Source organism: Patescibacteria group bacterium (genome assembly GCA_004297215.1).
Taxonomy (GTDB): Bacteria; Patescibacteriota; Patescibacteriia; order UBA9934; family GWF2-40-263; genus 2-01-FULL-63-20.
In genome coordinates this window covers 450,295-475,495 of record SCUM01000001.1, presented here as the reverse complement: position 1 = coordinate 475,495, position 25,201 = coordinate 450,295, and the positions used below count along the sequence as shown (strand labels likewise).

The window sequence follows — 25,201 nt, the reverse complement described above, 5'->3', positions numbered from 1 at the left end:
ATGGCAATCGACATCGGACAACTCGGACAAGCCGCCGCGCCGCCGCCGAAGAAGGCCGCGCCGCCGCCGAAAGCGGCGAGCGTCGAGCAGGCGCGCGTCGCCACGGAGCGCATCGCGCTCGAGGAGGAACGCATCTACCGCAAGGGCGTGGTCACCGTGCGCGACCTCATCTCGCCGGCCTCCTTCGAGGTCACCCCCACCTACCTGCGCGTCTCGGGGCTCTACGTGCGCACGGTGTTCATCATCACCTATCCGCGCCACATCGGCCTTGGGTGGAGTTCGCCGATCATCAACATGAACCGCACGTTCGACGTGGCGATGTACTTCTATCCGATCCCGGCCAACGTCATCTTGAAGCAGTTGCAGAAGAAGGTGGGCGTGCTCGAGGCCACCATCATCGGGAACGCCGACAAGGGCGCGCCGCGCGACCCGCTCGCCGAGACCGCCCTGCGCGACGTGGAGGCGCTGCGCGACGCGCTCACCCAGGGGACCGAGCATTTCTTCCAATTCGCCTTCTACATCACCATCTACGCCACCAAGGAAGAGGAGCTCGACCGCACCGGCTCCGAGATCGAGGCGATGTTCGGAAGCAAGCTCATCTATTCCAAGGCCGGCTACTACCAGGCCGAGCAGGGGTTCAACTCCACCATCCCGCTAGGGAACGACGAGCTGATGATCACCTACAACATGAACACCTCGCCGATCGCGGCGAGCTTCCCGTTCATCAGCTCCGAGCTCACGAGCGACAACGGCATCCTCTACGGCATCAACCGCCACAACAACTCCCTCATCCTGTTCGACCGTTTCAGCCTGCAAAACGCGAACGCCGTCGTGTTCGCCACCTCCGGCGCGGGCAAGAGCTACGCCATCAAGCTCGAGATCCTGCGCTCGCTCATGATGGGGGTGGACGTGATCGTCATCGACCCGGAGATGGAATACAAGCATCTCTCCGACGCGGTGGGCGGCACCTACATCAGCGTGTCGCTCGCCTCGCCTGCCAAGGTGAACCCGTTCGACCTGCCGCGCGCCGTGGGCGAGGGGACGCGCGTGGAAGACATCATCCGGAGCGCCGTGATCACCCTCAAGGGCCTCCTGCGCATCATGATCGGCAAGCCGATCGGGAATGAGGCGGGCAAGGTGGGGTTCACCCCGGAGGAGGATTCGCTGCTTGACCGCGCGCTCATCGAGACGTACGCCAAGAAGGACATCACCGCGGACCTGATGGACCTGTCCAACATCGAGCCGCCCACCATGCAGGACCTGCAGGACGTGCTCGAGGGCATGGAGGGGACCGCCGACCTCGTGGCGCGCCTCATGAAGTACACCACCGGCACCTTCGGCGGGCTCCTCAACTCGCTTACCACGGTCACGATGAGCAACCAGCTGGTGATCTTCTCCGTGCGCGACCTCGAGGACGAGCTGCGCCCCACGGCGGTGTACTCCATCGTGAACTACATCTGGAACGTGGTGCGTTCCGAGCGCAAGAAGCGCATCCTGGTGATCGACGAGGCCTGGTGGCTCATGCAGTACGAGGACTCGGCGAAGTTCGTGTTCGCGCTCGTGAAGCGCTGCCGCAAGTACTTCCTCGGGGTCACCACCATCACCCAGGACGTGAACGACTTCCTGCGTTCGCCCTACGGCCAGGCGATCGTCAACAACTCCTCGCTCCAGCTCCTCCTGAAGCAGTCGCCGGCCGCCATCGACCTCGTGCAGAAGACCTTCCTGCTCACGGACGGGGAGAAGTACCTGCTGCTCGAATCCGGCGTGGGCGAGGGGATCTTCTTCGCCGGGCAGAAGCACGCGGCCATCAAGGTGGTCGCTTCCTACACCGAGGACCAGATCGTCACCACCAATCCGGCGCAGCTCCTCGAGATCGAGCGGGCCAAGAAGGAGTTCGAGGCGCAGATGCGGGGGGAGGAGGAGAAGGCTTCAGGCGGGAAGGCCCCAGGGAAGCCGGAAACCGAAAGGGAGATCGACATGGCGATCGACGAAGAAGTGAAGGCGCTCGATAACGACAAGGCCCAAGCGGATGCGGCCGCCAAGCTGCTCTCAAGCGAGGAAACGGCGAAGGCCGAATTGGAAAAGATCAAATCAAGCCTCATCAGCTGAGGCCTTGTCCGCCTGAGGCCTTAACGCCTTCCCTATGTCCCGTCGTCGGAAGCTCCTCATCCTTATCGCCTTGCTGGTCGCCATCCTCCTCCTCATCCTGTGGTGGTTGCTGCGATCCGCCCCGGCGGTCCCCCCGGCCCAGCCCGTGGTCGTCCCGAGCCCGGAGGTTCCCGCCGCCGCTCCCGCGGCGCTCTCGCCCACGCAGGAAGCGCGCGTCACGCAATCCGGCGCGGAGACGGTCGCCAAGGTATTCGCCGAGCGCTACGGGAGCTTCTCGAGCGAGGCCGCGTTCGGCAACCTCCGCGACGTGATCCCGCTCGCGACCCCCGCCTTTGGCGCGCAGCTTGAGGCCCTGGCGGACGCCGGGGTGCCTCCGACGGAATATTACGGCGTCACCACGCGCGTGGTCGCGCTCACGGCCGACCTGATGGACCCTTCGACAAGCTCAGGGCAGGCGACCACGATGCGGTTCAGTGTGAGCACCCAGCGGCAGGAAGCAAAGGGGTCGCCGCAGGATTTGAGCGTGAAATACCAGGACCTGGAAGTGACGATGGAGAAGGTCGGAGGGAAGTGGTTGGTCGCGTCCGCGACATGGAAATGACGCTCCCGCAGAGGGAGCGTCATCCTGAGTCGTATCAACGACGAAGGATCTCCCTGATATGATTCGTTGGCTCATCGACGCCCTTTTCCCGCGTTTTTGCGTTCGGTGCAAAGCGGAAGGGGCGACGATTTGCCGGACGTGTGACGAGGCGGTCACGTTTTCTCCTGTCCCCGGTGACGTGCCACAGCAGGCGCCGCTCGACGGGCTCCTGTGCGCGGGGCCGTATGTCGATCCGACGCTGCGGAGGCTCATCGGGGCGTGGAAGTTCGGCGGGGACGGGCAGGGACGCGAGGCGGTGATGAAACAGGTCCGTGCCGCGCTCGAGACGGCGTCCGAGCTCCCCGTCGACGCCGTCGCCTGGGTCCCGCTGCACGAGAAACGCCTGCGCTCCCGCGGGTTCGACCAGGCCAGGGAAGTGGCCGAGGAAGCCGCCCGCGCGCTTTGCGTGCCATGCGTCCCGCTGTTGTCCCGCTCCGTGCACACCAGGCCGCGGTCCCTGGTCGGCCGCGCGGACCGCAAGGCCGGGGACCTGGACGGGATCTTCGAGGCGGCCGGTGCCATGCCCGCTCGCGTGCTCCTGTGCGACGACGTGTTCACGAGCGGGGCCACGATGGGCGCGGCGGCTCACGCGCTCAAGGCCGCCGGGGCCAGGGAGGTGCGGGGGTTCGCGGTGGCGAGAGGTTGAATGTTTTCGAGGTTTCGGCTAGGATTCCAGTACCTTTCAGTATTGGGAAATGACACGTGGAGAGGTACCCAAGAGGCTGAAGGGGCGGGTTTGCTAAACCTGTAGGTCGGGTCTTTTCCCGGCGCGAGGGTTCGAATCCCTCCCTCTCCGCCATTCGACTACCGTTGTGCCATGTACGAAGGTAGTCGAATGTCCTGAGTCTTTATCGAAGGACAGTGTTGAGCGGTAGGTGACCGCTCATGGTCGTTGACCAGCCGAGTCGAATGCCCTGTCTTTGAGACCCTGAGGGGTCCTCAGACCCTCGAAGGGTGTCTTTATCGAAGATCAACGAGTAACAATGGAAAGGTGGCCGAGTGGTTTAAGGCACTAGTCTTGAAAACTAGCAGGCCGCAAGGTCTCGTGGGTTCGAATCCCACCCTTTCCGCCATCGAAACGACGTATGGAGGAACACGATCACGACACGCAGGACGCCGTCCACGCCGGGGAGTACCTGCTCTCTTGGGAGGTGGACGAGTATCCGCGTCAGCACAGATCAACGCGTTGGTACGCGATCGCTTCGGTCCTTGGCATCGCGCTCATCATCTACGCCATCTGGACCGCGAATTTCCTGTTCGCGGTGATCGTGATCATGATGGGGATCATCACCCTGTTGTCCACGTTCCGCGATCCGGCGCGCATCGGCGTCGTGCTGACGACCAACGGCGTGGTCATCGGCGGCACCTTCCACGAGTACAAGGTGATGAAGAGCTTCGCGCTCGTGTACGAGCCGCCAGAGGTGAAAAACCTGTACCTCGATTTCCAGTCGTCCTTGCGCCCGCTCATCACCATCCCGCTCGAGGACACGGACCCGAACCTCGTCCGGGAAGCGCTGCTGCCGTTTCTCAAGGAGAATCTCGATCGCACCGAGGAAACCTTGACCGACGTGTTGCAGCGGGTGTATAAGCTTTGAACCGAAGAGATGAAGAATACGCTGCAACCGCAGGTTGCGAGCGCCCGTAGCTCAGTTGGATAGAGCATCAGCTTGCGGAGCTGAGGGTCGCACGTTCGAGTCGTGCCGGGCGCACCACAAAACCTCCGTCGAAAGACGGGTGTTTTGTTTTTCTGGCAATGTTCTAAGATGCCTTCATTATGGCCCTGCACTTAGGCACCCCTGTCACCGCCCTGCCGGGGGTCGGGAGCGAAACGGCCAAGGACCTCAAGACCCTCGATGTCGTGTCCGTGCGCGACCTGCTCCTGTATTTCCCGTATCGGTACGACGACTATTCCCGAACGCTCCCGATCGCGAAGCTGCGGCATGACGATACGGCCACGGTCGTGGGCACGGTCGAGAAGATCGCCACACGTCCGGCCAACAAGAATCCCAAACTGAAGCTCACCGAAGCGGTCATCTCGGACGAGAGCGGGGAAATCAAGGTGATGTGGTTCAACCAGCCGTATCTCGAGAAGTCGCTTCGCGCGGGCACGCGCGTGTCGCTTGCCGGGCGCATGGACGCGAAGTTCGGCGGGAAGACGTTGGTGAATCCCGTCTGGGAACCGGCCGGGCAGGGGACGCATACGGGGCGGCTCGTGCCGGTGTACCCGCTCACGCGCGGGCTCACCGTCCGCCGCTTGCGCACCGCGATCAAGGCCGCGCTTCCGGCCACGCAGGAGATGGAGGAGTGGCTGCCGCTCGGCTTGCTTTCGGACGAGGGATTCGGCAGCGAGGGGGCGGCAATCGCGGGCATCCATTTTCCGGAGTCCAAAGAGGCGCTCGAGAAGGCGGTCGACCGCCTCAAGTTCGACGAGCTGTTCCTGCACCAGCTCCAGTACGCCGACATCCGGCGGCAGGCAGCGAAACGTGACGCGCATCCGATTCCCGTGGACGAAGCGGGGTTGAAGTCGTTCGTCGCCACGCTTCCGTTCGCGCTCACGCCGGGCCAGCGCCGCGCGGCCTGGGAGATCGTGAAGGACATGGGGAACCCGCATCCCATGAACCGCCTGCTGCAAGGCGACGTGGGGAGCGGCAAGACCGCCGTGTCCGCGATCGCCGCTTCAAGCGCGCTCAACGCCGGCCTCGGGGTCGCCTACCTCGCCCCGACGGAAATCCTCGCGAGCCAGCAGCACGCCGCGTTCTGCCGGTTCTTCCCGTCCTCGCCCGTCGCCCTCTACACGGCGTCGCAGTGCCTGGTACGCGAGGCGCCGGTGCCGCGCGACGAGCTGTTCCAGGCGATCCGCAATGGCGACGTGCGGTTCGTCATCGGGACCCATGCGCTGTTCCAGGGCGGCGTAGACCTGCCAAAGCTCGGGCTCGTGGTGATCGACGAACAGCACCGCTTTGGCGTGGAGCAACGTCGGGCGTTGCTCGAAGATGACCCCGCGCCGCATTTGCTTTCCATGACCGCCACCCCGATCCCGCGTTCGCTCGCGCTCACGCTGTACGGCGACCTCGAATTGTCCGTCATCCCCGACCGACCGAAGGGACGGAAGCCGATCGCCACGTTCCTTGTCACGGAGGGGGAGCGAAAAGCCGTTTGGGAAAAGGTGCGCGAAGAGGTCGCAACCGGACATCAGGCGTACGTCGTGTGCCCGCTTATCGAAGAATCAGAAAAAATCGCGGCGAAGTCGGTGTCAGAGACGGCATCCATGTTGTCGAAGGGCGACTTGAAGGGGCTGCGCATCGGGATGCTGCACGGGAAGATGACTTCGCCAGAAAAGGCCGAGGCGATCGAGGAGTTCCGTTCCGGCGAAATCGACGTGCTGGTGGCGACCACCGTCGTCGAAGTGGGCGTGGACGTGCAAAACGCTACGGCCATCGTCATCGTAGGCGCGGAGCGGTTCGGGCTTGCGCAGCTGCATCAGCTGCGCGGCCGCGTGGGCCGGGGCGAGGCACAATCGTATTGTTTCTTGCTGCCGGACGCGCTCACGAAGCCAGGTGAAAAGCGGCTGCAGGCCATGGTGGAGAGCGACGACGGGTTCGCGCTCGCGGAAACCGACCTCCAGCTGCGCGGAGCAGGGAACTTGTTCGGCAACGCGCAGTCAGGATTCCCGGACTTCAAACTCGCGACGCTTGCCGACGTCCCGCTCATGAAGCGCGCCCGCGATGCCGCGTCGAAGCTGCTTGCGGAAGACCCGGAATTGTCCGGACATCCGGTGCTGAAGGAGAAAGTGAAGAGGAGTTTTGATCGGGTGCACTTGGAATAAAAAAGTTGTAAAGGTGGTAAGGGTTGTAAAGGTGATTGAACAGCCGGCATATGCCGGCTGACCAACACCCTTACAACCTTTCAAACCTTTACAACTCCGAGACGCTTTTTAATGTTTTTGGCGTCACCACCGTCCCGATCCCCATCCTCTTCGCCTCCGCCAACCGTCGCTCCAGATGCGGCACGCTGCGTACTTCGCCGCCCAATCCGACCTCGCCGGCATACAACACCGGTTCCTTTGACGCCGTACCCTTGGCCGCCCCGGCGATCGCCGCGCATACGGCCAGGTCTGCGGCGGGTTCGGTGAGGGTGAGCCCACCGATCACGTTCACGTATACGTCCTTATCCGCGAGCGAAAGGCCGCCGCGTTTCGACAGGATGGCGCACAGCATGGTGAGCCGTCCCGCATCGAAGCCGGACGCGCGTCGCACGGGGGTCGAGTAGCCACTCTTCTCGACGAGCGCCTGGACTTCCACCAAGAATACGCGGCTCCCTTCGAGCGACGCGGCGACGACGGAACCGGGCACGGCCGCCCGTTCCTCCAGGAATTTCGCAGACGGGTTCTCGACCGGGAGCAGGCCGGACCCGGCCATCTCGAACACGCCCACTTCATCCGTCGATCCGAAGCGGTTTTTCATGCAGCGCAGCAGACGGTAGCCATGTGAAGGATCACCTTCCAGGGAAAGGACGACGTCTACCAGGTGCTCAAGCGTCTTCGGACCTGCCACGGCGCCGTCCTTCGTGACTTGCCCTATGAGCAGCACGCAGGCGTCCGTGCGCTTGCACAGGTCGAGCAACAGCGCCGTCGCGTATCGCACGAGAGTAGGAGAACCCGGCGTGCCTTCAACGAGTTCTGACGAGAGCGTCTGAACCGAGTCGATGACGGCAAGCGCAGGCCGCTCCTTTTCGATCGAAGCGACGAGCGTCTCGACAGGGTAGGGCTCCAGGAAATTGACAGACGCAGGGTTGAGCCCAAGCCGCGTGAACCGGTCCGCAAGCTGGGAAGCCGATTCCTCACCCGATACATACAAAACTTGAGCTATCCTCCCCTTGGAAAGGGGAGGCATGGAGGGGTCTGCGCGCGCGACCCGTCCCGCCGCCATCGCCACCAAAGTCGACTTCCCGATCCCCGGCTCACCAGCAAGCAGCACCAGGCTCCCAGGCACGAGCCCGCCGCCGAGCACGCGGTCCATCTCCCCGATCGTCGTCGCGATCCGAGCCTTTGGCGCCGCCGACGCGCCGGAAAGCGGCGCGCTCTTCATTGCCTTCGCCTTCGCTCCAAACGTCCTGAGGCCTTGTCCGCCTGAGGCCTTGTCCGCCTCTTCCCCCACCGTCCCCCACGCGCCGCACTCGGCGCACCTCCCGGCCCACTTCGACGTCTGCGCGTCGCACTTGGAGCAGGCGAACATATCAGGGAGCCACGCGGATCACGTGCAGGGTCTTGTAGGCCTTGCAGACGCCCGTCAATGATTGCGTGAACACGGCCTTGCCAGGAGGTTCGCGTTTTCCCGCGCTGTTGATGAGCTTCCCGTCGCCAAGGTACATCCACACGTGTCCGCTGGCCGATTGGCCGTTTTCGCCCTTGCTGAAGCCGATGAGGTCGCCGGGAACGAGGATCGTGGAGCCGTCGGCCGTCTCGACCCCGCCGTCATCCGAGCAGGTCGAGGTGTCGATGAGCGTCTCGTTCGCGAATTTCACGGAGCCGCTCGTGAGCTTTGGAGGAAGTCCTGCGCACGCGTACACGAGGTCGACGAACCCGGAGCAGTCCAGGCACACGGTCCCCTCCGGGCAGAAGCCGCTGAACGCCTGTCCGTCCTTCGAGACCTTGGTGTCGAACGTGTACGGAGGCGGCTTTCCCTTGCCCCCGAAGCGATAGGTCACCTTCCCGATGAACGATTCGGCGATGATGGGGATGTCTCCCGCACCGCCTTCCTGCGGACATTCGATGCCGGCTGCCTGTAACGCCGCCGGATCCGCCGTGACGCCTCCGCCCGTGTCACCGGACTCCGCGACGAGCTTTACGGTCTGGATCTGCTCGAGTTCGAGCGCGGCGAACAAGGTGAGCTGCGGGTTGACCGTGTAGAGGATGACGAAGGTGGAAAACAGGATGGCGAGCCCGATGATGGAATTGCGGATGCGTTCCTTGGCCGCCTTCACGTTGCCGGTTCCTGCCGCCATCACGTATTGCAACCCGCCGACCATGATCATCACGATCGCGATGGTCGTGGACACGCCAAGCACCAGGCGGAACACGGCGGTGATGTACTCGGCAAGGAAGTTCACGGTCAGTTTCCCATCCTTATTGAGGACGTCCGAGAATTCGAGGCCGGGGATGTCAAAGGAGAGTTCAGGTTTTACGGACGCAAACGGTTTGCCCGCGTCCGTGGCCGCCGGTGCGCGCCGCCCGAAGACCGTCTCATAGGCGTCCGCGAGCGGCGTGCGCGTGTCACAAGCAGCCTTGACCGCAGCCTTGAGCCCGCTGTCCGACACGTCACTGACACCGTATGAGAGGTTTGGGTCGTTGGAACCGCACTGCATGGTGGCACACAAGATGGACATCCTGTACGCCAGCGCCGAAGGGGTCTCGACGGCCTGGACTGAGTCAACGGTGATTCCCGCCGTTTCACGGCACGGGTCGTCTCCTGCCGTCGCGCAAAAACAGGTACCTTGGGTTTGGGACGCCTGCGCCGGCATGGCCGAGCCGAACGAGAGGACGACGGACGCCAGGAATACGACGAGGTTACCGCGTTTCGTCGACATACCGTTCCAGTTCTTCCAGGGTGACGGCCCCGACCACGCGCTCGGACCCGATGAACAGGGTGGGCGAGGCGGTGAGGCCGAGCGCCTGCGCCTCTTCCACGTTCCTGCGCACGAGCGGGAGCGTTTCCTGGGCATCAAGACAGGACGCGAACGCCGCTTGGTCGAGCTTGAGATCGAAGGCGATGTCTCTCAGCCGTTCAAACGAGAGGGAAGCGCGCTCTGCGAACAACGCGTCGTGATACTCCCAAAATTTCCCTTGGCGGTCGGCGCAGAGGGAAGCGACGGCAGCTGGCAGGGCGAGAGCATGGGATTCGCTCGGGAGGTTTTTCCAAACCACGCGGATGTCCGTGCGGACCGCCATGAGCTCCGCGAGCGCCTTTGCCGTGGCCGCGCATGGTTCGCACTGGAAATCGGCGAATTCCACGATGGTCACCTTGGCCGAAGTCGGTCCGCGCGAGGGATCGACGAAGGTGATGGTCGGGGTAGTGAGCGGAGTCGTCACGGGAGTCGAGGAGGGCGCTTGCTTGCGGATCGGCTCAAGCCGGATGGCGTAGAACCCGAGGACGATCGCCCCGACGGCCGCGAAGGAGAGCATGACGAGCCAGGGGTACTTCACAAGGCCCTCACTTCAACCGGATGCTTTCCAGCGTGCCGGTGAATTCGTTCTTGAAGAACACGGCGGAGCCGTCGGCGGTGACCGTGAGGCCGGTCATCCGGGTGTTGGTGGCCGGGACCGCCACGCGGGACGCCGCGCCCGTGGCGAGGTCTACCCGGAACAGGTCGTCGGCGACCGCGTCGGCAAGGCCGCGCTGCAGCCCGGCGTTTGCCGGAAGGGCGCGCGGGACGGCGCACAGCAGCGAATTGTTCCCGGAGAACGCGCACTTGTCCGCCCAGGTGTTGATGGGGAGCGCCTGACGGTGCTCACCCATGGTCGCGGCGGTGGCGTCGACGATCCACAGCTGCGGCAGGTAGGAGCTGAAATCACCGGAGACGGAATACAACAGCCGCGCGCCGTCGGGAGCCCAGTTCGGGGAGAAGCCGAATCCTTCCACGGCGAGCCCTTTGAAATGTTCCTGGTTCTTGCCGATGGGGACGATGAGCTTGCGTCCGATCCCTCCTGGCAGCGGATCGGCCGTGTCGGCGAACGCCACCACCTGGTCGTTGGGGCTCGGGGCGACCGTGACCTTATGGGCGTTGTTCCCGAGCGCCTGGATGCTCTTCACGTTGCTCCCGTCCCCGTTGCTCACCACCAGGAACCGGTTGTTGGGGTCGAGACCCATCGACTTGGCGAGAATCTCGTCGCTCCCCGGGGAAAAGTGGAAATCCTCCCAGTGGGCCGGGAGCGTCACCTGGGTCTGCGTGGCGAAATCGTAGACGACGTTGCTGCCGTCGGGAAACTCGATGACGGCCTTGTCCGCCCCCTTGTTCCACTCCACGTCGCTCGCTTGGGGGAACGCCTGCTCGGAAAGCGCCCGCACGTTCCCGTCGGCGTCCACCCCGTAGAACTTCCCGTCGGCGGGATCGTAGTAGCTGATCCCGCTGCCGGCGGCGACGATGGCCTTGGCCGGGGTCGCGGCGACCTCGTTGGTGCTTGTCGCGCCGCCGTTCGCGATCGCCGAGGCGCGCAGGCGCGGGGCGGCCGTCGTCGGTCTCGGGGCAGGGGCGGGAGCGCCGAGGCCGGCGGACGGGAGGCTCCCAGGGGCGGCGGGCGCGGCGGGGACGGCGGCCGGGGGCCGCGACGGTCCCGCCTGTCCGCGGAAGAACGCGAAATACAACCCCGTCCCGATGAGCAGCACGGAACCGACGAACGCCGCGATTTGCAAGCCGCGCTTCACCCGTTCGTCCATAGGTCAGGGCAGGGGAACATGTGGCAGATTCAACAAGTCTAGCAGATTGTTGGTGAGCGGGCCAAAGATCCGGACGATGACCATGATGGCCTTGTATTCGAGGTAGACCTGGATGACCATGAGGACGGCGAGAAGGCAGACGACGAGGATGTCCACGAGCAGCATGAACAGCACGATGGCCTTGGCCAGGATGTCCGGGAGCAGGTTGAGCTTGGCCTGCTCCTTCGGCGTTGCCCCCATCTTCATGAGAAGCAGGTCCCAGGTGACCCCGGGGATGTAGGGATGCTTCCCCCGGAAGACGAAGTCCCCGACGACGAGGAGGAAGGGGAACCAGAGGAACGCCCCGATGATCGAAGCCAGCGCGGCCTTGCTCACCCAGCCGATGAACAGGCTCCACACGGTCGCCACTTCGGGCGGAGGCTCTCCGGCTTGCTTCGCCATGTCTTCTTGGGCCTTTTGCCGTCCCTCGGCGGCACGGGCCCGCTGGGTGCGCTCCTTGAGCCGCGCGCTCGCATCCGCCTCGTCGAACGCCTCGTCGCCCCCCTCGTCTTCCGCGGCCGAACCGGCGACGATGGAAACACCTTGCGTTTCAGGCTCCTCGCTGGCCTGCCCCGGAGCGCCGCCCAAGAACAGCATGCCCGAAAGCGCGGCCCGTTGTCCGAACCGCGCGATGCGAGAGGGATTCTTATCGGACGCGGCCGCAGCCATAACGCGCCCATTGTACCGCATTTCAGGCGCGGCGGGATTCCGTGAGGGCGATGTCGCGGCCTTTGACCGTCACCGTGAGGCGTTTCGGGGATTTTCCGGAGAGAAGCCGGTCGGCGAGCTTCGACTCCACAGCCTCCTGCACGAGCCGGCGCACGTCGCGCGCGCCTACCTTGGGATCCGAAAGCTCTGCCAGGCGCTCTGCCACCCCAGCGCCGATCGAGAGGGCGATGCCGCGCTCGGTGGCGCGCACCACGGCTTTGGTGAGCTCGCGCAGCGCGATGCGCGCGAGCACGTCGCGCCCGAGCGGCTCGAACACGCATACGCGGTCGATGCGGTTCACGAGCTCCGGGCGGAAGCGCTCGTTCAGCTCGGCCTTAAGGTCCGCCTCGAGCGTGGCGCGCGCGTCTTCCTCCCCGCTTACAAACCCCATCCCGGAGCGGCCGAACCGCTCGAGCCCCACGTTGCTCGTGAGCACGATCACGCTGTGGCGGAAGCTCACCTTGCGCCCGGTGGCGTCCGCGAGCTCGCCCTCTTCCAAGATCTGGAGCAGGAGGTTCTGCACGTCCTTGTGCGCCTTCTCGATCTCGTCGAACAGCACCACGCCGTACGGACGTGCCTTCACGCCGTCCGTGAGCTTGGCCCCTTCGCGGTACCCCACATAGCCGGCCGGGGAACCGACGAGCTTGCTCATGGTGAACGCCTCCGAATACTCCGACATGTCGAGCCGGATGAGCGAGCGCTCGTCGCCGAAGGCGCTTTGCGCGATCGCCTTGGCGAGCTCCGTCTTTCCGACGCCGGACGGGCCCAAGAACAGGAAGCTCGCGAGCGGACGCTCGCGCGCCGACAGCCCGGCCTTGGCGCGACGCAGCGCCTGCGCCACGGCCTGCACGCACCGCTCCTGTCCGATCACCCGTTCCGTGAGCGTGCTCTCGAGCGCCAGGAGCTGCGCACGCTCGTCTTCCACCAGGTCGGCGGCCGGGATTCCGGTGGAGCGGGCGATCACGCGCGCGATGTCCTCTTCGTCCACGACAAGCACGGGGCCGCGCGCAGCTTCCTCGCGCTTGAGACCGGAGCGCAGCGCCTCCTCCTCGTCCTTGAGCGCCATGGCGTCGTCGAAACGCTCCTCGACGACGGCCGTACGCTTCTCGTCGGCCACCGCGTCGAGCCGCGCGCGGATGAGGCGCCGGGCCTCGGCCGCTCCGGGTTCGGGAGCGGACACGCGCTTGCCCGCGCACGCCTCGTCGATGAGGTCGATCGCCTTGTCCGGCAGGCGGCGGTCGTTGAGATAGCGCACCGAAAGTCGCACCGCGGCCTCGGCCGCGTGCGGGGCGATGCGCACCCCGTGGAACGCCTCATACTGCGGGAGCACGCCAAGCACGATCGCGAGCGCGCGTTCGGGGGAGGGCTCTTCCACACGGATGCCGCCGAACCGGCGCTCGAGCGCGGGATCGGTCTCGAAATGCTTCTTGTATTCCGCGCTCGTGGTGGCGCCGATGCAGCGGATCTCGCCGCGCGCGAGCGCGGGCTTCAGGATGTTGCCGGCGTCCATGGATCCCGTGGCCGATCCGGCGCCCACCAGCCCGTGGATTTCGTCCACGAACAGGATGATGTCGGGATTCTGGCGCGCCTCGTCCATGATCTGGCGCAGGCGGCCTTCGAACTCGCCGCGGTACATGGTGCCGGCCACCACGGCGGAGAGGTCGAGCGACACGATGCGCTTGCCGCGCAGTACCGGGGGAACGTCGCCTTCCATCACGCGCTTGGCGAACCCTTCCACGATGGCGGTCTTGCCAACGCCCGGTTCGCCCAGCAGGAGGGGATTGTTCTTGGTGCGACGGCACAGGATCTCCATCATGCGCTGGATCTCCGTCTCGCGGCCGATCACCGGGTCGATGCGCTCCTGCACCTCTCGGCTGGTGAGGTCCCGGCCGAAATATTCGAGTGCCGGGGTCTTCCTCCCCTTGCTCTCGCCGCCCTCCTGCGGGGCCGCCGGTTCCTGGCTCGTCTCGGGCACGGCCGCGGGGACGGCGCCCATCATCTCGGGGAACGAGGCGGATCCCTTGAGGACCACGGTCACCTCCCGGCGCAGCTCATCCAGGTCGGTGCGTTCCGCGACGAAGAACCTCTCGAGCGCCGGCTCCTTGAGCTGGAGGATGGCCGAGAGCAGGTGCTCGGTGCCGATGTAGCGGTGGTTGTACACGTTGGCGGTCAGTACCGCTTTTTCGAGGATGCGCTTTGCGCTCTCGGAGAGCTTGAGCGCGAAGGCGCCCGGAGCCGTCTCGGTCCCTTCGGTTCCCGTCGCGCCCACCAGGTCGCGCAGCTTCTCGGGCGGCACCTTCACGCGGCCGAGCAGCTCCCCGCCGATGCACCCTTTCTGCGTGCCGAGCGCCCACAGGAGGTGCTCCGGCTTCACCGTCTGGTTCCCGCGCTCCACCACGAACACGAGCGCCCGCGTGAGGACGTTCTTGAGGTGGGTCGTGAATTTTTCGGTGATGTCTTTCATAGGAAGACCTGAAAGGTTGTAAAGGTTTGAAAGGTTGTAAGGGTGTAGGAGTTCTCTTTAAAAAGTGTTCCTTCACTTTTACCACTTTTACAACCTTTACTACCTAGTTTCCCATCGTCCTCAGCCGCTTGATCCTCTCTTCTATCGGCGGATGCGTGGAAAACCATCGTTCGAATTTCTTCGTCACGTGCGGGTCGAAGGGGTTCGCCAGGAACAGGTGGGCCGTGGCGTGGTTCGCTCGCTGGAGCGGCAGGTCGTCCGCGGCGATCTTTTCGAGCGCGCGGGCGAGGCCGTCGGGATGGCGGGTGAGCATCGCGCCCGAGGCGTCGGCCAGGTATTCGCGCTTGCGGCTCACGGCGAGCTTGATGAGCTCGGCGAAGAGCGGGGAGAGGATGGCGAGCGCGAGGCCTACGAGGGCGAGCGCCGCCGGCGCGTCGCGGTCGCGGCCGTGGAACAGCGCGCGCGTGAGCATGTCGGAAAGGAGCATGACCACGCCCACGAGCACCACCACGAGCGTCATCACGCGGATGTCATAGTTGCCGATGTGGGAAAGCTCATGCGCGAGCACGCCTTCGAGCTCGGCGCGATCGAGCCGTCGCAGCAGCCCGGTCGTTACGGCCACCGACGCATGAGCCGGGTCGCGTCCCGTGGCAAAGGCGTTGGGGGAGGGATCATCGATCACGAACACCCTGGGCGTGGGCAGTCCCGCGGTGATGGCGAGATTCTCGACGATCATCACGAGCTCCTGCGCCTCGCGCTTGGTCACCTCCTTGGCGCCCGCGGAGGCGAGCGAGATCCTGTCGCCGGCGAAATAGCCCACGAGCGTCATCATGGTCGAGACCACGGTCGCGATCACGATGCCCGTGGACGGGTCGCCGAAATATTCCCCGGCCACCCATCCGAGCGCGATGAGGATGGCCGCATAGAGGGAAATGAGCAGGACGGTGGCGCGCTTGTTGGAGGAAATTTCGGAGTACATGGGTTGAGGGTTTGAAGGGTGGGAAGTGTTTGAAGGGTGTAGGAAACTTTTTTGAAAAAACTTCCACCACCCTTCCGACCTTTCAAACCCTTCCAACCTTCTAGAATTTCACCGCCGGCGTTTCCATGGCCACGTCCGGCGCGTCGTAGAACTCGCGCTTCCTGAAGCCGAAGGCGCTCGCGATGAGATTGGTGGGGAACGACTGGAGGGAGGTGTTGTAGTCGCGCGCGTTGCCGTTGAAGAAGCGGCGGGCCGACTGGATCTTGTCCTCGGCATCGGTGAGGTTCTGCTGCAGGTCAAGGAAGTTGCCGGCGGCCTGGAGCGCCGGGTAGGCCTCGGCCACGGCGAAGAGCGACTTGAGCGTGCCGGTAAGCATGTTCTCGGCCTGCGCATGTTCGGCCGGGGTCTTGGCGTTCATCGCGGCCGAGCGCGCTTGCGTGACCTTGGTGAACACGCTGTCCTCATGCTTGGCGTACGCTTTCACGGTCTCGACCAGGTTCGGGATGAGGTCGTAGCGGCGCTTCATCTGCACCTCGATGTCCGACCAGGCTTCGTCCACCCGGTTTCGGCCCTGGATGAGGCCGTTATAGGAGAGGATGAGCCAGGCGAGCAGGGCGACGACGACGAGGGCGGGGATCCAAATGAGGTAAGGCATAGCGAAATTACTAGGTTTTCTATACACTAACGCTACTGTTTTCCCGTCAAACCGTCAATCGACAATTATGCGATTCCCAGCAGAGATTTTCCGCTCCTACGACGTGCGCGGCACCGTGGACCAGTTGAGCGACGAGCTCGCGTTCGCCGTCGGGGCGGCCACGGTGCGTCTCACGGGGGCCAAGAGGCTTGTCGTCGGACGGGACATGCGGCCGACAAGCCCGAGCTTTGCCGCGGAAGTGGCGCGCGGGGCGATGTCTGAAGGGGCCGAGGTGGTGGATATCGGGATGTGTACCACGCCCATGTTCAACTTCGCGGTGTTCAACTGGGCCGAGCATGAGGCAGGGGTGATGGTGACAGCTTCGCACAATCCGCCGGAGTACAACGGATTCAAGATGACGCGAGGGAACGCGATGCCGATCAGCGGGGAGGAGATTCGTGAGGCGATCGAGGCGGACAAGGCCTTAGGCGGACAAGGCCTCAGCGCTGCGGCCTTCACGCCTGAGGCCTTATCGCCTCCCGTCACCCATCTCGACGTGAAGCCCCCGTACCTCGCCCGTCTGTTCGCACTCGCGCAGATGCCGAAGCTGAACGGCATGAAGGTCGTTGTCGACGCGGGCAACGGGATGGCTGGCGTCATTCTTCCCGACATTTTTTCGAGGCTCGACGCGAAGCTCACGGCGCTCTATTTCGAGCCGGACGGGACGTTTCCGAATCATGAAGCGAATCCGATCAAGCTCGACACGCTCCGCGACCTCGTCGCGACGGTGAAGCGCGAAGGGGCGGCGATTGGCGTCGCCTTCGACGGGGACGCGGACCGCATCGGGTTCGTGGATGAGAACGGGGAGCCGATCGGCGGCGACCAGATGCTTGGGTTGCTCGCTTCTTTACGCCTGAAAGAACATCCCGGCAAGGCAGTGGTGTGGAGCCCGAACGCGAGCTGGGCCGTGCGCGACGCGATCAAGGAACACGGCGGAAGGTCCGTGTCGGAAAAAGTCGGGCGCACCAACTTCATCAGGCGCGTGCAAATGGAAAGGGCCGCCATCGGCGGGGAGGTGAGCGCGCACTACTTCTACCCGGAGTTCGGCGGGATGGAATCGAGCGAGTTCACGATACTGCTGGTCCTGAAGGCCCTTGCGGATTCCGGGAAGCCGATGTCCGAGCTGATCGCGCCATACCGCCGGTACGCCCGCAGCCCCGAGACGAATTTCGAGGCGCGCGAAAAGGACAAGGCGCTCGCCGCGCTCGACGCGAAATACGCATCCGAAGCCGTCTCCATCGACCGGCTCGACGGCGCCCGGTATGAGTTCGCCGACTGGTGGTTCAACGTACGCAAGTCCAACACCGAACCGCTGTTACGCGTGAACGCCGAAGCGGCCTCGAAGGAACATCTCGATTCCAGGCTCAAGGAGATTGCCGGAATCATCGAAAACGCCTAAGATTCCGCCATGCTCACCCTCCTCATCTTCCTCGCCGTCCTTGCCGTGCTCGTGCTCGCGCACGAGGCAGGGCATTTCATCATGGCCAAGAAGGCCGGCATGACCGTGGAGGAATTCGGGTTCGGATTCCCGCCGCGGCTGTGGAGTTGGAAGAAGGGCGACACCGCCTACTCCATCAACCTCATCCCGCTCGGCGGGTTCGTGAAGATCAAAGGGGAGAGCGGGGGTGACCGCGACCACCCGGGGAGCTTCTCGAGCAAGCGCGGCGCCTGGCGTTTTGCCGTGCTCGCCGCCGGCGTCGCCATGAACCTCGTGCTCGCCGCGGGCCTCATCACCACCGGGTTCGCGCTCGGGCTCCCGAGCGTCGTCGATGAGTCCATGCCCGCGTCGGCCAAGGTGCGCGACGTGGAGCTGCGCGTGATGACCGTCGCCAAAGGGAGTCCGGCCGAACATGGCGGCGTGCGCTCCGGCGACGTGCTCGTGTCGGTGGATGGCGAGCCGTTCCTTACGGCCGAGGCCGCGCGCGCCTATATCGGCGCGCATGGCGACCAGGGCGTGCTGCTCGTGCTCGGCCGCGACGACGGGACGTTCTTTAACGTCTCGCTCACGAGCGAAGACCTCGCGGCCGCGCCCGGCATCCACGGCGTCGGCGTCGGCCTCGTGAAGACCGGCCTCGTGTCGTACCCGCTCCCGCAGGCGTTCGTGCAAGGCGTGCTTGCTACCGGCACGTACACGAAGGAAGTGGTGCTGTCGTTCGCCGGCCTCGTGAAGGGGCTGTTCACCGGCACCGGCGCCGGCGCGGACCTCTCCGGTCCCGTCGGGATCGCGGTGCTCACGGGCCAGGCCGCGCAGCTCGGGTTCACGTACCTGCTCCAGTTCACGGCGCTCCTTTCCATCAACCTGGCCGTGGTGAACGTGCTCCCGCTCCCCGCGCTCGACGGCGGTCGCATCTTCCTCCTCATCATGGAAAAAGCGCGCGGGCAGTCCATGCGCGCGCGCAGCGAGGCGCTCATCCATTCGATCGGTTTCGTGGCGCTCATGGCGCTCGTGCTCGTGGTCACGTATCAGGACATCGTGAAATACGGAGCAGGGATGTTAAAAGCCATTAGCCATTAGCCAGCAGCCATTAGCGCTGACGGCTGACGGCTATCGGCTAAAGGCTCGCGAACGCGAGACATATGCAGACTCAATTCGACAAACTCAAATCCGACGCGCTCGCCGCGCTTAAGAAGGCGGCCGACCGCGACGCGCTCGAAGCCTTGCGCGTGGAACTCCTTGGCCGCAAAGGGAAGATGGCCGAGCTCATGAAGCGGATGGCGGGCCTGGCCGACGAAGAACGCAAGCTCGCGGGCAAGACGGCCAACGAGGTGAAGCAGGCCATGGAGGCAGCCTTCGCCGCGGCCGAAAAGCGCGTCCTGTCGTCCGAAGCCGGGGCGATGGCCGAAAAGGAATGGATCGACGTCACCGAGCCCGGCGTCGCGCCGCACGAAGGGCACTTGCATCCGGTCTCGACCGCGATCGCGCAGGTCACCGACATCTTTTCGCGCATCGGCTTCACGCGCGTGCGCGCGCCCGAGATCGACTGGGACTGGTACGCGTTCGAGTCGCTCAACATGCCCAAGGACCATCCCGCGCGCGACGACTGGGAAACGTTCTTCATCGCCCCGACCAGCGCGCAGTGCTCCGAGGGGAGGTTGGGCCGCATCGTCCTGACGCCGCATACGAGCAACAGCCAGGTCCGTGAAATCGAAAAAGGGAAGTTGCCGATCCGGATGATCAACATCAACCGGACCTATCGCCGCCAGAGCGATGTCACGCACGTCCCCATGTTCCACCAGTTCGAGGGGCTCATGATCGGCGAAGGATTGTCCGTCGCGCATCTCAAGGGCGTGCTCGACCATTTCGCGCGCAACTTCTTCGGTGAGGGCCGCTCCATTCGCCTTCGTCCGCATCACTTCCGCTTCACGGAGCCGAGCTTCGAGGTCGACATCTCCTGCGACAACTGCGGAGGCAAGGAGAACGTAGCCTGCCGCCTGTGCAAGACCGGCTGGCTCGAGCTCGGCGGCGCCGGCATGGTGCATCCGAACGTGCTCAAGGCTGGCGGTCTCGACCCGGAAAAGGTCACCGGCTTCGCCTTCGGTTGGGGAGTCGAACGGACGCTTATGATGCGGGAGGGGATTAAGATCGATGACATCAGGATCCTTTATAGGAACGACCTGCGGTTCGTGCAGCAATTCTGAGAGCCGTTAGCCGTCAGCCATTAGCCGTTAGGTATGAAGACAGGATCTTATAAAGAGTTGATTGTCTGGCAACGGGCGATGGAGTTGGTTGAAGAGGTGTACCGTTTGACGGAAGACTTTCCCAAAGAAGAGATTTACGGACTGACGTCTCAGATGCGGAGGTGTGCCGTGTCCATTCCGTCGAATATTGCTGAGGGGAAGATGCGAGGAACTGATAACGAATTTCACCGCTTCCTTTCAATTGCCTTTGGTTCCGCAGCCGAACTGGAAACGCAGATCCTTCTTTCGCAACGACTGCCAGGAACCAGGCATTTGGAATCGGCAAAGACAATCGATTTATTGAGTGAAATCCTTCGGATGATTAACGCCCTGACGTCATAAGCCGCTAACGGCTAACGGCTAATGGCTGACGGCTCCTGCCCTATGAACATCCTCGCTTCGTACAACTGGATTCGCGAATACCTGAAGACCGACCTGTCGGCCGAAGAGTTTGCGAAGAAGACGACGGCCGCCGGGAACGGCGTGGAGCGGATGGAAATCCTTGCCGAGAAGTTCGACAAGATGGTGGTCGGCGTCGTGAAAGCGGTGAAGGCGCATCCGAATGCGGACAAGTTGCGCATCGCGCAGACGGACATCGGCCCTTCGACTTCGCTCAGGACCGGCGGCGCCGTCGAGATCGTGTGCGGCGGGGCGAACCTCAAGGAAGGGCAGCGCGTCGCCGTCGCGCTTCCCGGCTCGAAGGTCCGATGGCATGGCCAAGGCGACCTGGTCGCGATCAAGGAGACCGAACTGCGCGGCGTGAAGAGTCACGGGATGATCTGCGCTCCCGCGGAGATCGGGTTCGAGAAGATGCCCTGTGGCGAGCAGGACATCTGGGACCTGTCCGCGATCACGAACGCAAAGGCTGGCACGTCGCTCGCAAAGGCGCTTGAGCTCGATGACGTCGTATTCGACATCGAAGTAACCTCGAACCGCCCGGACTGCAAATCGATCGTCGGACAAGCTCGCGAAGGAGCAGCGGTGATCGGAGCAAAACAAATAAATAAAAACTCCTTCACCCTTCCCACCCTTAAAACCCTTACAACCCTTAAGATTTCCGTCAAAGACTGGGATCTTTGCAAGAAATACGAAGCCGTCCTCATCGACGGCGTCACGGTCGGCCCTTCGCCATGGTGGCTGCAGAAGAAGCTTCTCCTCGCCGGGCATCGTCCCATCAACAACGTGGTGGACGTCACGAACCTCGTGCTGCACGAGCTGGGACAGCCTATGCATGCGTTCGATGCGGACAAACTTGAAGGGGGAGAGATCGTGGTGCGTCGTGCCAAGAAAGACGAGAGCATGAAGGCGCTCGACGGCAAGGACTACGACCTCACCGAGAAGATGCTCGTGATCGCGGACGGGAAGAAACCCGTGGCCATCGCGGGCGTGATGGGCGGGATGGAGACCGGGACGAGCGCGTCGACGACCCGCATCATCCTCGAGAGTGCCACGTTCGACCCGGTGTCTGTCCGTCGCACGAGTCGCGCCCTTAACCTCGCCTCGGACTCTTCACTGTTGTTCGAGAAGGGACTGTCCACCGAAGCGACGGGCCATACGCTCGCTCGCGCCGTCGAGCTCATCCTCGAAGTCGCCGGCGGAAAGGTCGCGAGCAAAATCTGGAGCGACCGGGCCGCGCCATACAAGGCTCCAGCGTTCCCGTTTGACCCGGAACAGGCGAGCCGGCTGATCGGCGTGGAGATCCCCGAGAAGAGGCAGCTGAAGATGCTCATGGACCTCGGATTCATGGTCGGAAAGAAGCGCAAGGACGGGTATGCGGTGACGGTCCCGTTCTGGCGCGACCACGACATCGAGGGGAGCCGTGACTTCGTGGAGGAAATCGCCCGCATCTACGGCTACGCCAACATCCCAAGCAAACTGCCCGAGGGCGAGCTGCCGCACGCCACCCTCGACCCGATGATCGCCTGGGAGCGCCGCACCAAGGACATCCTCAAGGCCGCCGGGCTCACCGAGACGTACTCGTACGCGTTCATGTCGCCCCAGCAACTGGAGCGCTATTCCATTCCCATCGAAGCGGCCGTGAAGATCGCGAACCCGCTTTCTTCCGAGCACGAGTACATGCGCCCGAGCCTCATCCCGACCATGCTCACGACCGTGGAGGCGAACCAAGGCCGCTTCCCGGACATGGCGCTGTTCGAGCTCGCCCCGGCGTATCTTCCCAACGCGAAGGACATCCCGTCGCCCCTCATGCGCCTCGTCGTCGCCGTGACGGGGAAAGACGGCGCAGCCGCGTTCCGTTTAGCCAAAGGCACCCTCGAGCGCTTCTTCCGCGAAGACGGCGTCCGCCATTTCCGTCTTGAACGAGAAGCGGATGAGTTCTGGCATCCAGGACGTTCGGCGAAAATCTGGATCGACGACCACCTGCACATGGGCACCATCGGCGAGGTGTCGCCGGCGGTCGCCAAGGCGTTCGGCCTCGACGTGCGGACGGTCCTTGTCGATATCGACTTCGAGGCATTGCTCCCGCATCTTTCGACCGCGAAGAGCTACCGCGCGATCCCGACGTATCCGGAAGTGAAGCGTGACCTCGCGTTCGTCGTCGCCAATCGCACCGAGTACGGCACCATCGAAGGGGAGATGAAGAACGCGTCGCCGCTCTTGCATGCCGTGGAACCGTTCGACGTGTATCGCGGAACGGGCGTCGAAGAAGGAAAGAAGTCGGTGGCGGTGCACCTGTCGTTCCGTTCCATGGAGAAGACCCTGGAGGCGGCCGAGGTGGATGGGGAGATGATGAAGCTCGCGAAGGTGCTTGAGAAGGAGTTTGGGGCGGTGGTGAGGAGCTAAGTTGGAAGGGTCGGAAGGGTTTGAAGGGTGGTGGTTGGGTTTATTGATTTGTGACGGAACAACCGTACAAGAAACTGCTTGCGTGGGAAGCTGCGGACCGGTTCGTCGTCGCTGTGTATCAAGCGACCGCCAATTTTCCTGAAGAGGAGAAGTTCGGTCTCACGTCACAACTTCGCCGTGCCGCATCGTCAATCGCCCTGAACATCGTTGAAGGACAGGCAAGGGCCACCCGGCCGGATTTTGTCAGGTTCCTTGTAATCAGCCGTGGTTCTGCCGCCGAATGTGCCTACTTATTGGAACTTTCCACCAAGCTCGGATATCTCTCCAAAGAGAAATACGCTATACTAGAACAATTGCGGGGCAGGACAGGGTTCCTTTTGCGGCGGATGATCGAAGCTCTTAAATAAAAAGACTTCCTTCACCCTTCAAACCCTTCAAACCCTTCCAACCCTTCAAACCCGCACGGTTCACCCTCAACCCCATGCCCCCCCTCTCCCCACTGGATATTCTCTACATCGTCCTCGCGTTCTGCGCCCTTTGGGTCAGCGCCGCGATGTTCTGGCTCATTTTCCAAGCGGCCATGTTGGTGAAGAACTTCAACGACGTGCTGGCGGAAGTGCAGGACAAGGTGGATCGCATCGAGTACGCCATCAGCACCATCCGGCACCGGTTCGAGAGCGCCACGGGGAGCATGGCAAGCGTCCTCGCGCCGATGGAACGGCTCGTAGACTACGTGATTGAGAAACGGGGGAAGAAGCATTAGGAATGGCGACCCGTTCGGTTTTAGAGAAAAATCCTGCGTTCGACGCCGCGATCCGTTTCATGGAAGGGGACGACCCCTTCGTTTTCGTGACCGGCCGCGCCGGGACGGGGAAATCCACCCTGCTGAAGGAGTTTCGCAAGACCACGAAGCTCAAATGCGCCTATCTCGCGCCCACCGGGGTCGCCGCGCTCAACATCGAAGGGGAAACCATCCATTCCTTTTTTCGCTTCTCCCCGGGCATCACCCTGTTCGAGGCGCAGCATGACGGCAAGGAAGCCCCGCCGCAGCTGTACCAGTCCGTCGACGCGCTCGTGATCGACGAGATCTCCATGGTGCGCGCCGACCTCATGGACTGCATGGACATCTTCCTGCGCACCGTCCGCCGCGACAAGCGCCCGTTCGGCGGGGTGCGCGTGATCGCCATCGGCGACCTGTTCCAGCTCCCGCCCGTCATCCGCTCCGACGAACGCACCGCCTTCGCCGACCGCTACGGCACCCCGTACTTCTTTTCCTCCGACGTGGTGCGGAACCTCACCGACGTTGGCAAGGTCGCCTTCATCGAGCTCGAAACGGTCTACCGCCAGCGCGACAAGGATTTCGTGTCGCTGCTTAACACCGTGCGCGACCGGTCCATGGACGCCGCGCAGTTGAACAAGCTCAACGACCGCGTGGACGGCAAGCTCAAGGGCGATGCCGCCAGCTACATCTACCTCACCACCACCAACGCCGCCGCCGATGAAGTGAACGACCGCCGCCTTAAGGCGCTCTCCGGCAAGGCCGTGGCGTACGAAGGCCGCACCACCGGCGGCTTCCCCGAGCGCGACATGCCAACGGACGCAAGCCTGCTCCTCAAGAAAGGCGCCCGCGTGATGTTCGTGAAGAACGACGGCGAAGGCCGCTGGGTGAACGGCACGCTCGGCACCGTCACCAAGCTCAACGACGTTTCCGTAGAGGTCCTTACCGACGATGACGAGACCTTCACCGTTTCGCCCACCACGTGGACGCTCTACCGCTCCGCATACGACCAGAAGGCCAAGACGCTCGATCAGGAAAAAGTAGGCACCTTCACCCAGGTCCCGCTCCGCCTAGCGTGGGCGGCGACGATTCATAAGAGCCAGGGCAAGACCTTCGACAAGGTGATCGTCGACCTCGGCACCGGGGCATTTGCTGCGGGGCAGGTGTACGTGGCATTGAGCCGGTGCCGGACTCTGGAGGGAATCGTGCTGGCTAAGCCGGTGATGCTAAGGCATCTGATGATGGATGAGCGGGTGATGGAGTTCATGAGCGGGTTGATGTAGGAAACCGGGCCCGCCAGCGTTCAATCATTTTTTACGGTTATATGGCGGTTGATTTGTCGGCTTCAGGCTAACTCCCAGCTCCTGGGCTTTGGAATTGATCGCATTTTCCGTACGGCCGAGCTTAAGGCCCATGACACGTGTAGGGGTATTTTTCCCGGCAAGACCTCGAAGCGCCTTCTCATCCGTCGCCGACCACTGTTTCCCCGTGTTGCGAGTAGATTTGGGCATATTTGTTCTTATATTAATCTTTGATCGGGCGAGGACATGCGTCCCCGCCCGATTTAGCCGGCGTCTACCTGTCGCGCAAGCCGCGATCAATGTCGTGACACACGGAGCAGAGCGGGAGGTTGCCCGTCCCGTCGCGACGCTTGTCGCGCTCGATGTTGTTCCCCACGGTACACTGGGTGTACACGTGATGAACGGTGCCATTGATGGAATGGTATGGTGTCGTACGTGCCATATGCATTCTGGTGAATTAAGGTCCTCGCTCGAGCCCGACCTTTACCTGTGGGAGCTCGCCCGGCAGTTCCTCTCTCCCGCTTCGGACCCCATCATGGTAGTGGGGCTTGTCTAGGCTGTCAATTCCGTCAAATTG

Annotated in this window: 22 protein-coding genes and 3 tRNA genes; 16 read left to right on the top strand and 9 right to left on the bottom strand. The window is 63.4% G+C overall.

The window, feature by feature from the left end:
- The 8 genes from EPO34_02455 (at position 1) to recG (ending at position 6,575) form a co-directional block, all read left to right on the top strand.
- On the top strand, positions 1-2,109 hold the full coding sequence (locus EPO34_02455) for a DUF87 domain-containing protein (GenBank protein ID TAK03996.1): 2,109 nt from the start codon (positions 1-3) through the stop codon (positions 2,107-2,109).
- Positions 2,110-2,143: 34 nt separating this feature from the next.
- Entirely contained in the window at positions 2,144-2,710 is a 567-nt protein-coding gene (locus EPO34_02450) for a hypothetical protein (GenBank protein TAK03995.1), read from the top strand.
- A gap of 58 nt (positions 2,711-2,768) precedes the next feature.
- Positions 2,769-3,395 (top strand): ComF family protein, encoded by a 627-nt coding sequence (locus tag EPO34_02445; GenBank protein ID TAK03994.1) that lies wholly within the window; start codon positions 2,769-2,771, stop codon positions 3,393-3,395.
- Between the two features lie 58 nt (positions 3,396-3,453).
- Positions 3,454-3,548 (top strand) — tRNA-Ser (locus EPO34_02440).
- A 186-nt stretch (positions 3,549-3,734) separates the two neighbouring features.
- Positions 3,735-3,822: transfer RNA gene (locus tag EPO34_02435), tRNA-Ser, on the top strand.
- 12 nt (positions 3,823-3,834) lie between these two features.
- Entirely contained in the window at positions 3,835-4,344 is a 510-nt protein-coding gene (locus EPO34_02430) for a hypothetical protein (GenBank protein ID TAK03993.1), read from the top strand.
- A 40-nt stretch (positions 4,345-4,384) separates the two neighbouring features.
- Positions 4,385-4,461: transfer RNA gene (locus EPO34_02425), tRNA-Arg, on the top strand.
- A gap of 62 nt (positions 4,462-4,523) precedes the next feature.
- Positions 4,524-6,575: an ATP-dependent DNA helicase RecG gene (gene recG, locus EPO34_02420; protein TAK03992.1), complete on the top strand. Its 2,052-nt coding sequence runs from the start codon at positions 4,524-4,526 to the stop codon at positions 6,573-6,575.
- An 88-nt stretch (positions 6,576-6,663) separates the two neighbouring features.
- Here the strand turns inward: recG and radA are convergent, their stop codons facing one another.
- The 8 genes from radA to EPO34_02380 all read right to left on the bottom strand — a co-directional run bounded on the left by radA (position 6,664) and on the right by EPO34_02380 (position 16,026).
- Entirely contained in the window at positions 6,664-7,983 is a 1,320-nt protein-coding gene (radA, locus tag EPO34_02415; protein TAK03991.1) for a DNA repair protein RadA, read from the bottom strand.
- A gap of 1 nt (position 7,984) precedes the next feature.
- Positions 7,985-9,334: a hypothetical protein gene (locus EPO34_02410; GenBank protein TAK03990.1), complete on the bottom strand. Its 1,350-nt coding sequence runs from the start codon at positions 9,332-9,334 to the stop codon at positions 7,985-7,987.
- Positions 9,315-9,950, bottom strand: a complete 636-nt coding sequence (locus EPO34_02405; protein TAK03989.1) for a hypothetical protein — start codon at positions 9,948-9,950, stop codon at positions 9,315-9,317. Before EPO34_02405 ends, EPO34_02410 begins: the two co-directional genes overlap by 20 nt.
- Positions 9,951-9,957: 7 nt before the next feature.
- Complete coding sequence (locus EPO34_02400) at positions 9,958-11,181, bottom strand: hypothetical protein (protein TAK03988.1); 1,224 nt, start codon at positions 11,179-11,181, stop codon at positions 9,958-9,960.
- A 3-nt stretch (positions 11,182-11,184) separates the two neighbouring features.
- Complete coding sequence (locus EPO34_02395; protein TAK03987.1) at positions 11,185-11,889, bottom strand: hypothetical protein; 705 nt, start codon at positions 11,887-11,889, stop codon at positions 11,185-11,187.
- A gap of 22 nt (positions 11,890-11,911) precedes the next feature.
- Complete coding sequence (locus EPO34_02390) at positions 11,912-14,392, bottom strand: ATP-dependent Clp protease ATP-binding subunit (protein ID TAK03986.1); 2,481 nt, start codon at positions 14,390-14,392, stop codon at positions 11,912-11,914.
- Between the two features lie 103 nt (positions 14,393-14,495).
- Positions 14,496-15,371, bottom strand: coding sequence for a zinc metalloprotease HtpX (locus EPO34_02385; protein TAK03985.1), 876 nt, complete (start codon positions 15,369-15,371; stop codon positions 14,496-14,498).
- Between the two features lie 100 nt (positions 15,372-15,471).
- Positions 15,472-16,026, bottom strand: coding sequence for a LemA family protein (locus EPO34_02380; protein TAK03984.1), 555 nt, complete (start codon positions 16,024-16,026; stop codon positions 15,472-15,474).
- Between the two features lie 67 nt (positions 16,027-16,093).
- On the opposite strand from EPO34_02380, the gene EPO34_02375 reads away from it, so the two are divergent.
- From EPO34_02375 to EPO34_02340, 8 genes are all read left to right on the top strand, one after another.
- The gene (locus EPO34_02375; protein TAK03983.1) at positions 16,094-17,464 is read left to right on the top strand and encodes a phosphomannomutase/phosphoglucomutase; all 1,371 of its coding nucleotides are present in this window, start codon (positions 16,094-16,096) and stop codon (positions 17,462-17,464) included.
- A gap of 9 nt (positions 17,465-17,473) precedes the next feature.
- Positions 17,474-18,580 (top strand): hypothetical protein, encoded by a 1,107-nt coding sequence (locus EPO34_02370; GenBank protein ID TAK03982.1) that lies wholly within the window; start codon positions 17,474-17,476, stop codon positions 18,578-18,580.
- Positions 18,581-18,642: 62 nt separating this feature from the next.
- Positions 18,643-19,704 carry a phenylalanine--tRNA ligase subunit alpha gene (locus tag EPO34_02365; GenBank protein TAK03981.1) on the top strand — a complete coding sequence of 354 codons (1,062 nt, stop codon included), beginning with the start codon at positions 18,643-18,645 and terminating at the stop codon, positions 19,702-19,704.
- Positions 19,705-19,737: 33 nt separating this feature from the next.
- Positions 19,738-20,085: a four helix bundle protein gene (locus EPO34_02360; protein TAK03980.1), complete on the top strand. Its 348-nt coding sequence runs from the start codon at positions 19,738-19,740 to the stop codon at positions 20,083-20,085.
- Positions 20,086-20,106: 21 nt separating this feature from the next.
- Positions 20,107-22,545 carry a phenylalanine--tRNA ligase subunit beta gene (locus EPO34_02355; GenBank protein ID TAK03979.1) on the top strand — a complete coding sequence of 813 codons (2,439 nt, stop codon included), beginning with the start codon at positions 20,107-20,109 and terminating at the stop codon, positions 22,543-22,545.
- 50 nt (positions 22,546-22,595) lie between these two features.
- Positions 22,596-22,952 carry a four helix bundle protein gene (locus EPO34_02350; protein TAK03978.1) on the top strand — a complete coding sequence of 119 codons (357 nt, stop codon included), beginning with the start codon at positions 22,596-22,598 and terminating at the stop codon, positions 22,950-22,952.
- A gap of 74 nt (positions 22,953-23,026) precedes the next feature.
- Positions 23,027-23,308, top strand: a complete 282-nt coding sequence (locus tag EPO34_02345) for a hypothetical protein (protein ID TAK03977.1) — start codon at positions 23,027-23,029, stop codon at positions 23,306-23,308.
- Between the two features lie 2 nt (positions 23,309-23,310).
- Positions 23,311-24,606, top strand: coding sequence for an AAA family ATPase (locus tag EPO34_02340; protein TAK03976.1), 1,296 nt, complete (start codon positions 23,311-23,313; stop codon positions 24,604-24,606).
- Between the two features lie 24 nt (positions 24,607-24,630).
- Here EPO34_02340 and EPO34_02335 read toward each other — a convergent pair whose 3' ends face one another.
- Complete coding sequence (locus EPO34_02335; GenBank protein ID TAK03975.1) at positions 24,631-24,834, bottom strand: hypothetical protein; 204 nt, start codon at positions 24,832-24,834, stop codon at positions 24,631-24,633.
- Between the last annotated feature and the right edge of the window lie 367 nt (positions 24,835-25,201).

Bases quoted from the DNA above. Each gene is read 5' to 3' on its own strand.
- EPO34_02400 (TAK03988.1), bottom strand. From the start codon at position 11,181: ATGGACGAACGGGTGAAGCGCGGCTTGCAAATCGCGGCGTTCGTCGGT.
- EPO34_02410 (TAK03990.1), bottom strand. From the start codon at position 9,334: ATGTCGACGAAACGCGGTAACCTCGTCGTATTCCTGGCGTCCGTCGTC.
- EPO34_02355 (TAK03979.1), top strand. From the start codon at position 20,107: ATGGCTGACGGCTCCTGCCCTATGAACATCCTCGCTTCGTACAACTGG.
- EPO34_02395 (TAK03987.1), bottom strand. From the start codon at position 11,889: ATGGCTGCGGCCGCGTCCGATAAGAATCCCTCTCGCATCGCGCGGTTC.
- EPO34_02340 (TAK03976.1), top strand. From the start codon at position 23,311: ATGGCGACCCGTTCGGTTTTAGAGAAAAATCCTGCGTTCGACGCCGCG.
- recG (TAK03992.1), top strand. From the start codon at position 4,524: ATGGCCCTGCACTTAGGCACCCCTGTCACCGCCCTGCCGGGGGTCGGG.
- EPO34_02385 (TAK03985.1), bottom strand. From the start codon at position 15,371: ATGTACTCCGAAATTTCCTCCAACAAGCGCGCCACCGTCCTGCTCATT.
- EPO34_02430 (TAK03993.1), top strand. From the start codon at position 3,835: ATGGAGGAACACGATCACGACACGCAGGACGCCGTCCACGCCGGGGAG.
- EPO34_02345 (TAK03977.1), top strand. From the start codon at position 23,027: ATGCCCCCCCTCTCCCCACTGGATATTCTCTACATCGTCCTCGCGTTC.
- EPO34_02380 (TAK03984.1), bottom strand. From the start codon at position 16,026: ATGCCTTACCTCATTTGGATCCCCGCCCTCGTCGTCGTCGCCCTGCTC.
- EPO34_02370 (TAK03982.1), top strand. From the start codon at position 17,474: ATGCTCACCCTCCTCATCTTCCTCGCCGTCCTTGCCGTGCTCGTGCTC.
- EPO34_02455 (TAK03996.1), top strand. From the start codon at position 1: ATGGCAATCGACATCGGACAACTCGGACAAGCCGCCGCGCCGCCGCCG.
- EPO34_02375 (TAK03983.1), top strand. From the start codon at position 16,094: ATGCGATTCCCAGCAGAGATTTTCCGCTCCTACGACGTGCGCGGCACC.
- EPO34_02450 (TAK03995.1), top strand. From the start codon at position 2,144: ATGTCCCGTCGTCGGAAGCTCCTCATCCTTATCGCCTTGCTGGTCGCC.
- radA (TAK03991.1), bottom strand. From the start codon at position 7,983: ATGTTCGCCTGCTCCAAGTGCGACGCGCAGACGTCGAAGTGGGCCGGG.
- EPO34_02390 (TAK03986.1), bottom strand. From the start codon at position 14,392: ATGAAAGACATCACCGAAAAATTCACGACCCACCTCAAGAACGTCCTC.
- EPO34_02365 (TAK03981.1), top strand. From the start codon at position 18,643: ATGCAGACTCAATTCGACAAACTCAAATCCGACGCGCTCGCCGCGCTT.
- EPO34_02360 (TAK03980.1), top strand. From the start codon at position 19,738: ATGAAGACAGGATCTTATAAAGAGTTGATTGTCTGGCAACGGGCGATG.
- EPO34_02445 (TAK03994.1), top strand. From the start codon at position 2,769: ATGATTCGTTGGCTCATCGACGCCCTTTTCCCGCGTTTTTGCGTTCGG.
- EPO34_02335 (TAK03975.1), bottom strand. From the start codon at position 24,834: ATGCCCAAATCTACTCGCAACACGGGGAAACAGTGGTCGGCGACGGAT.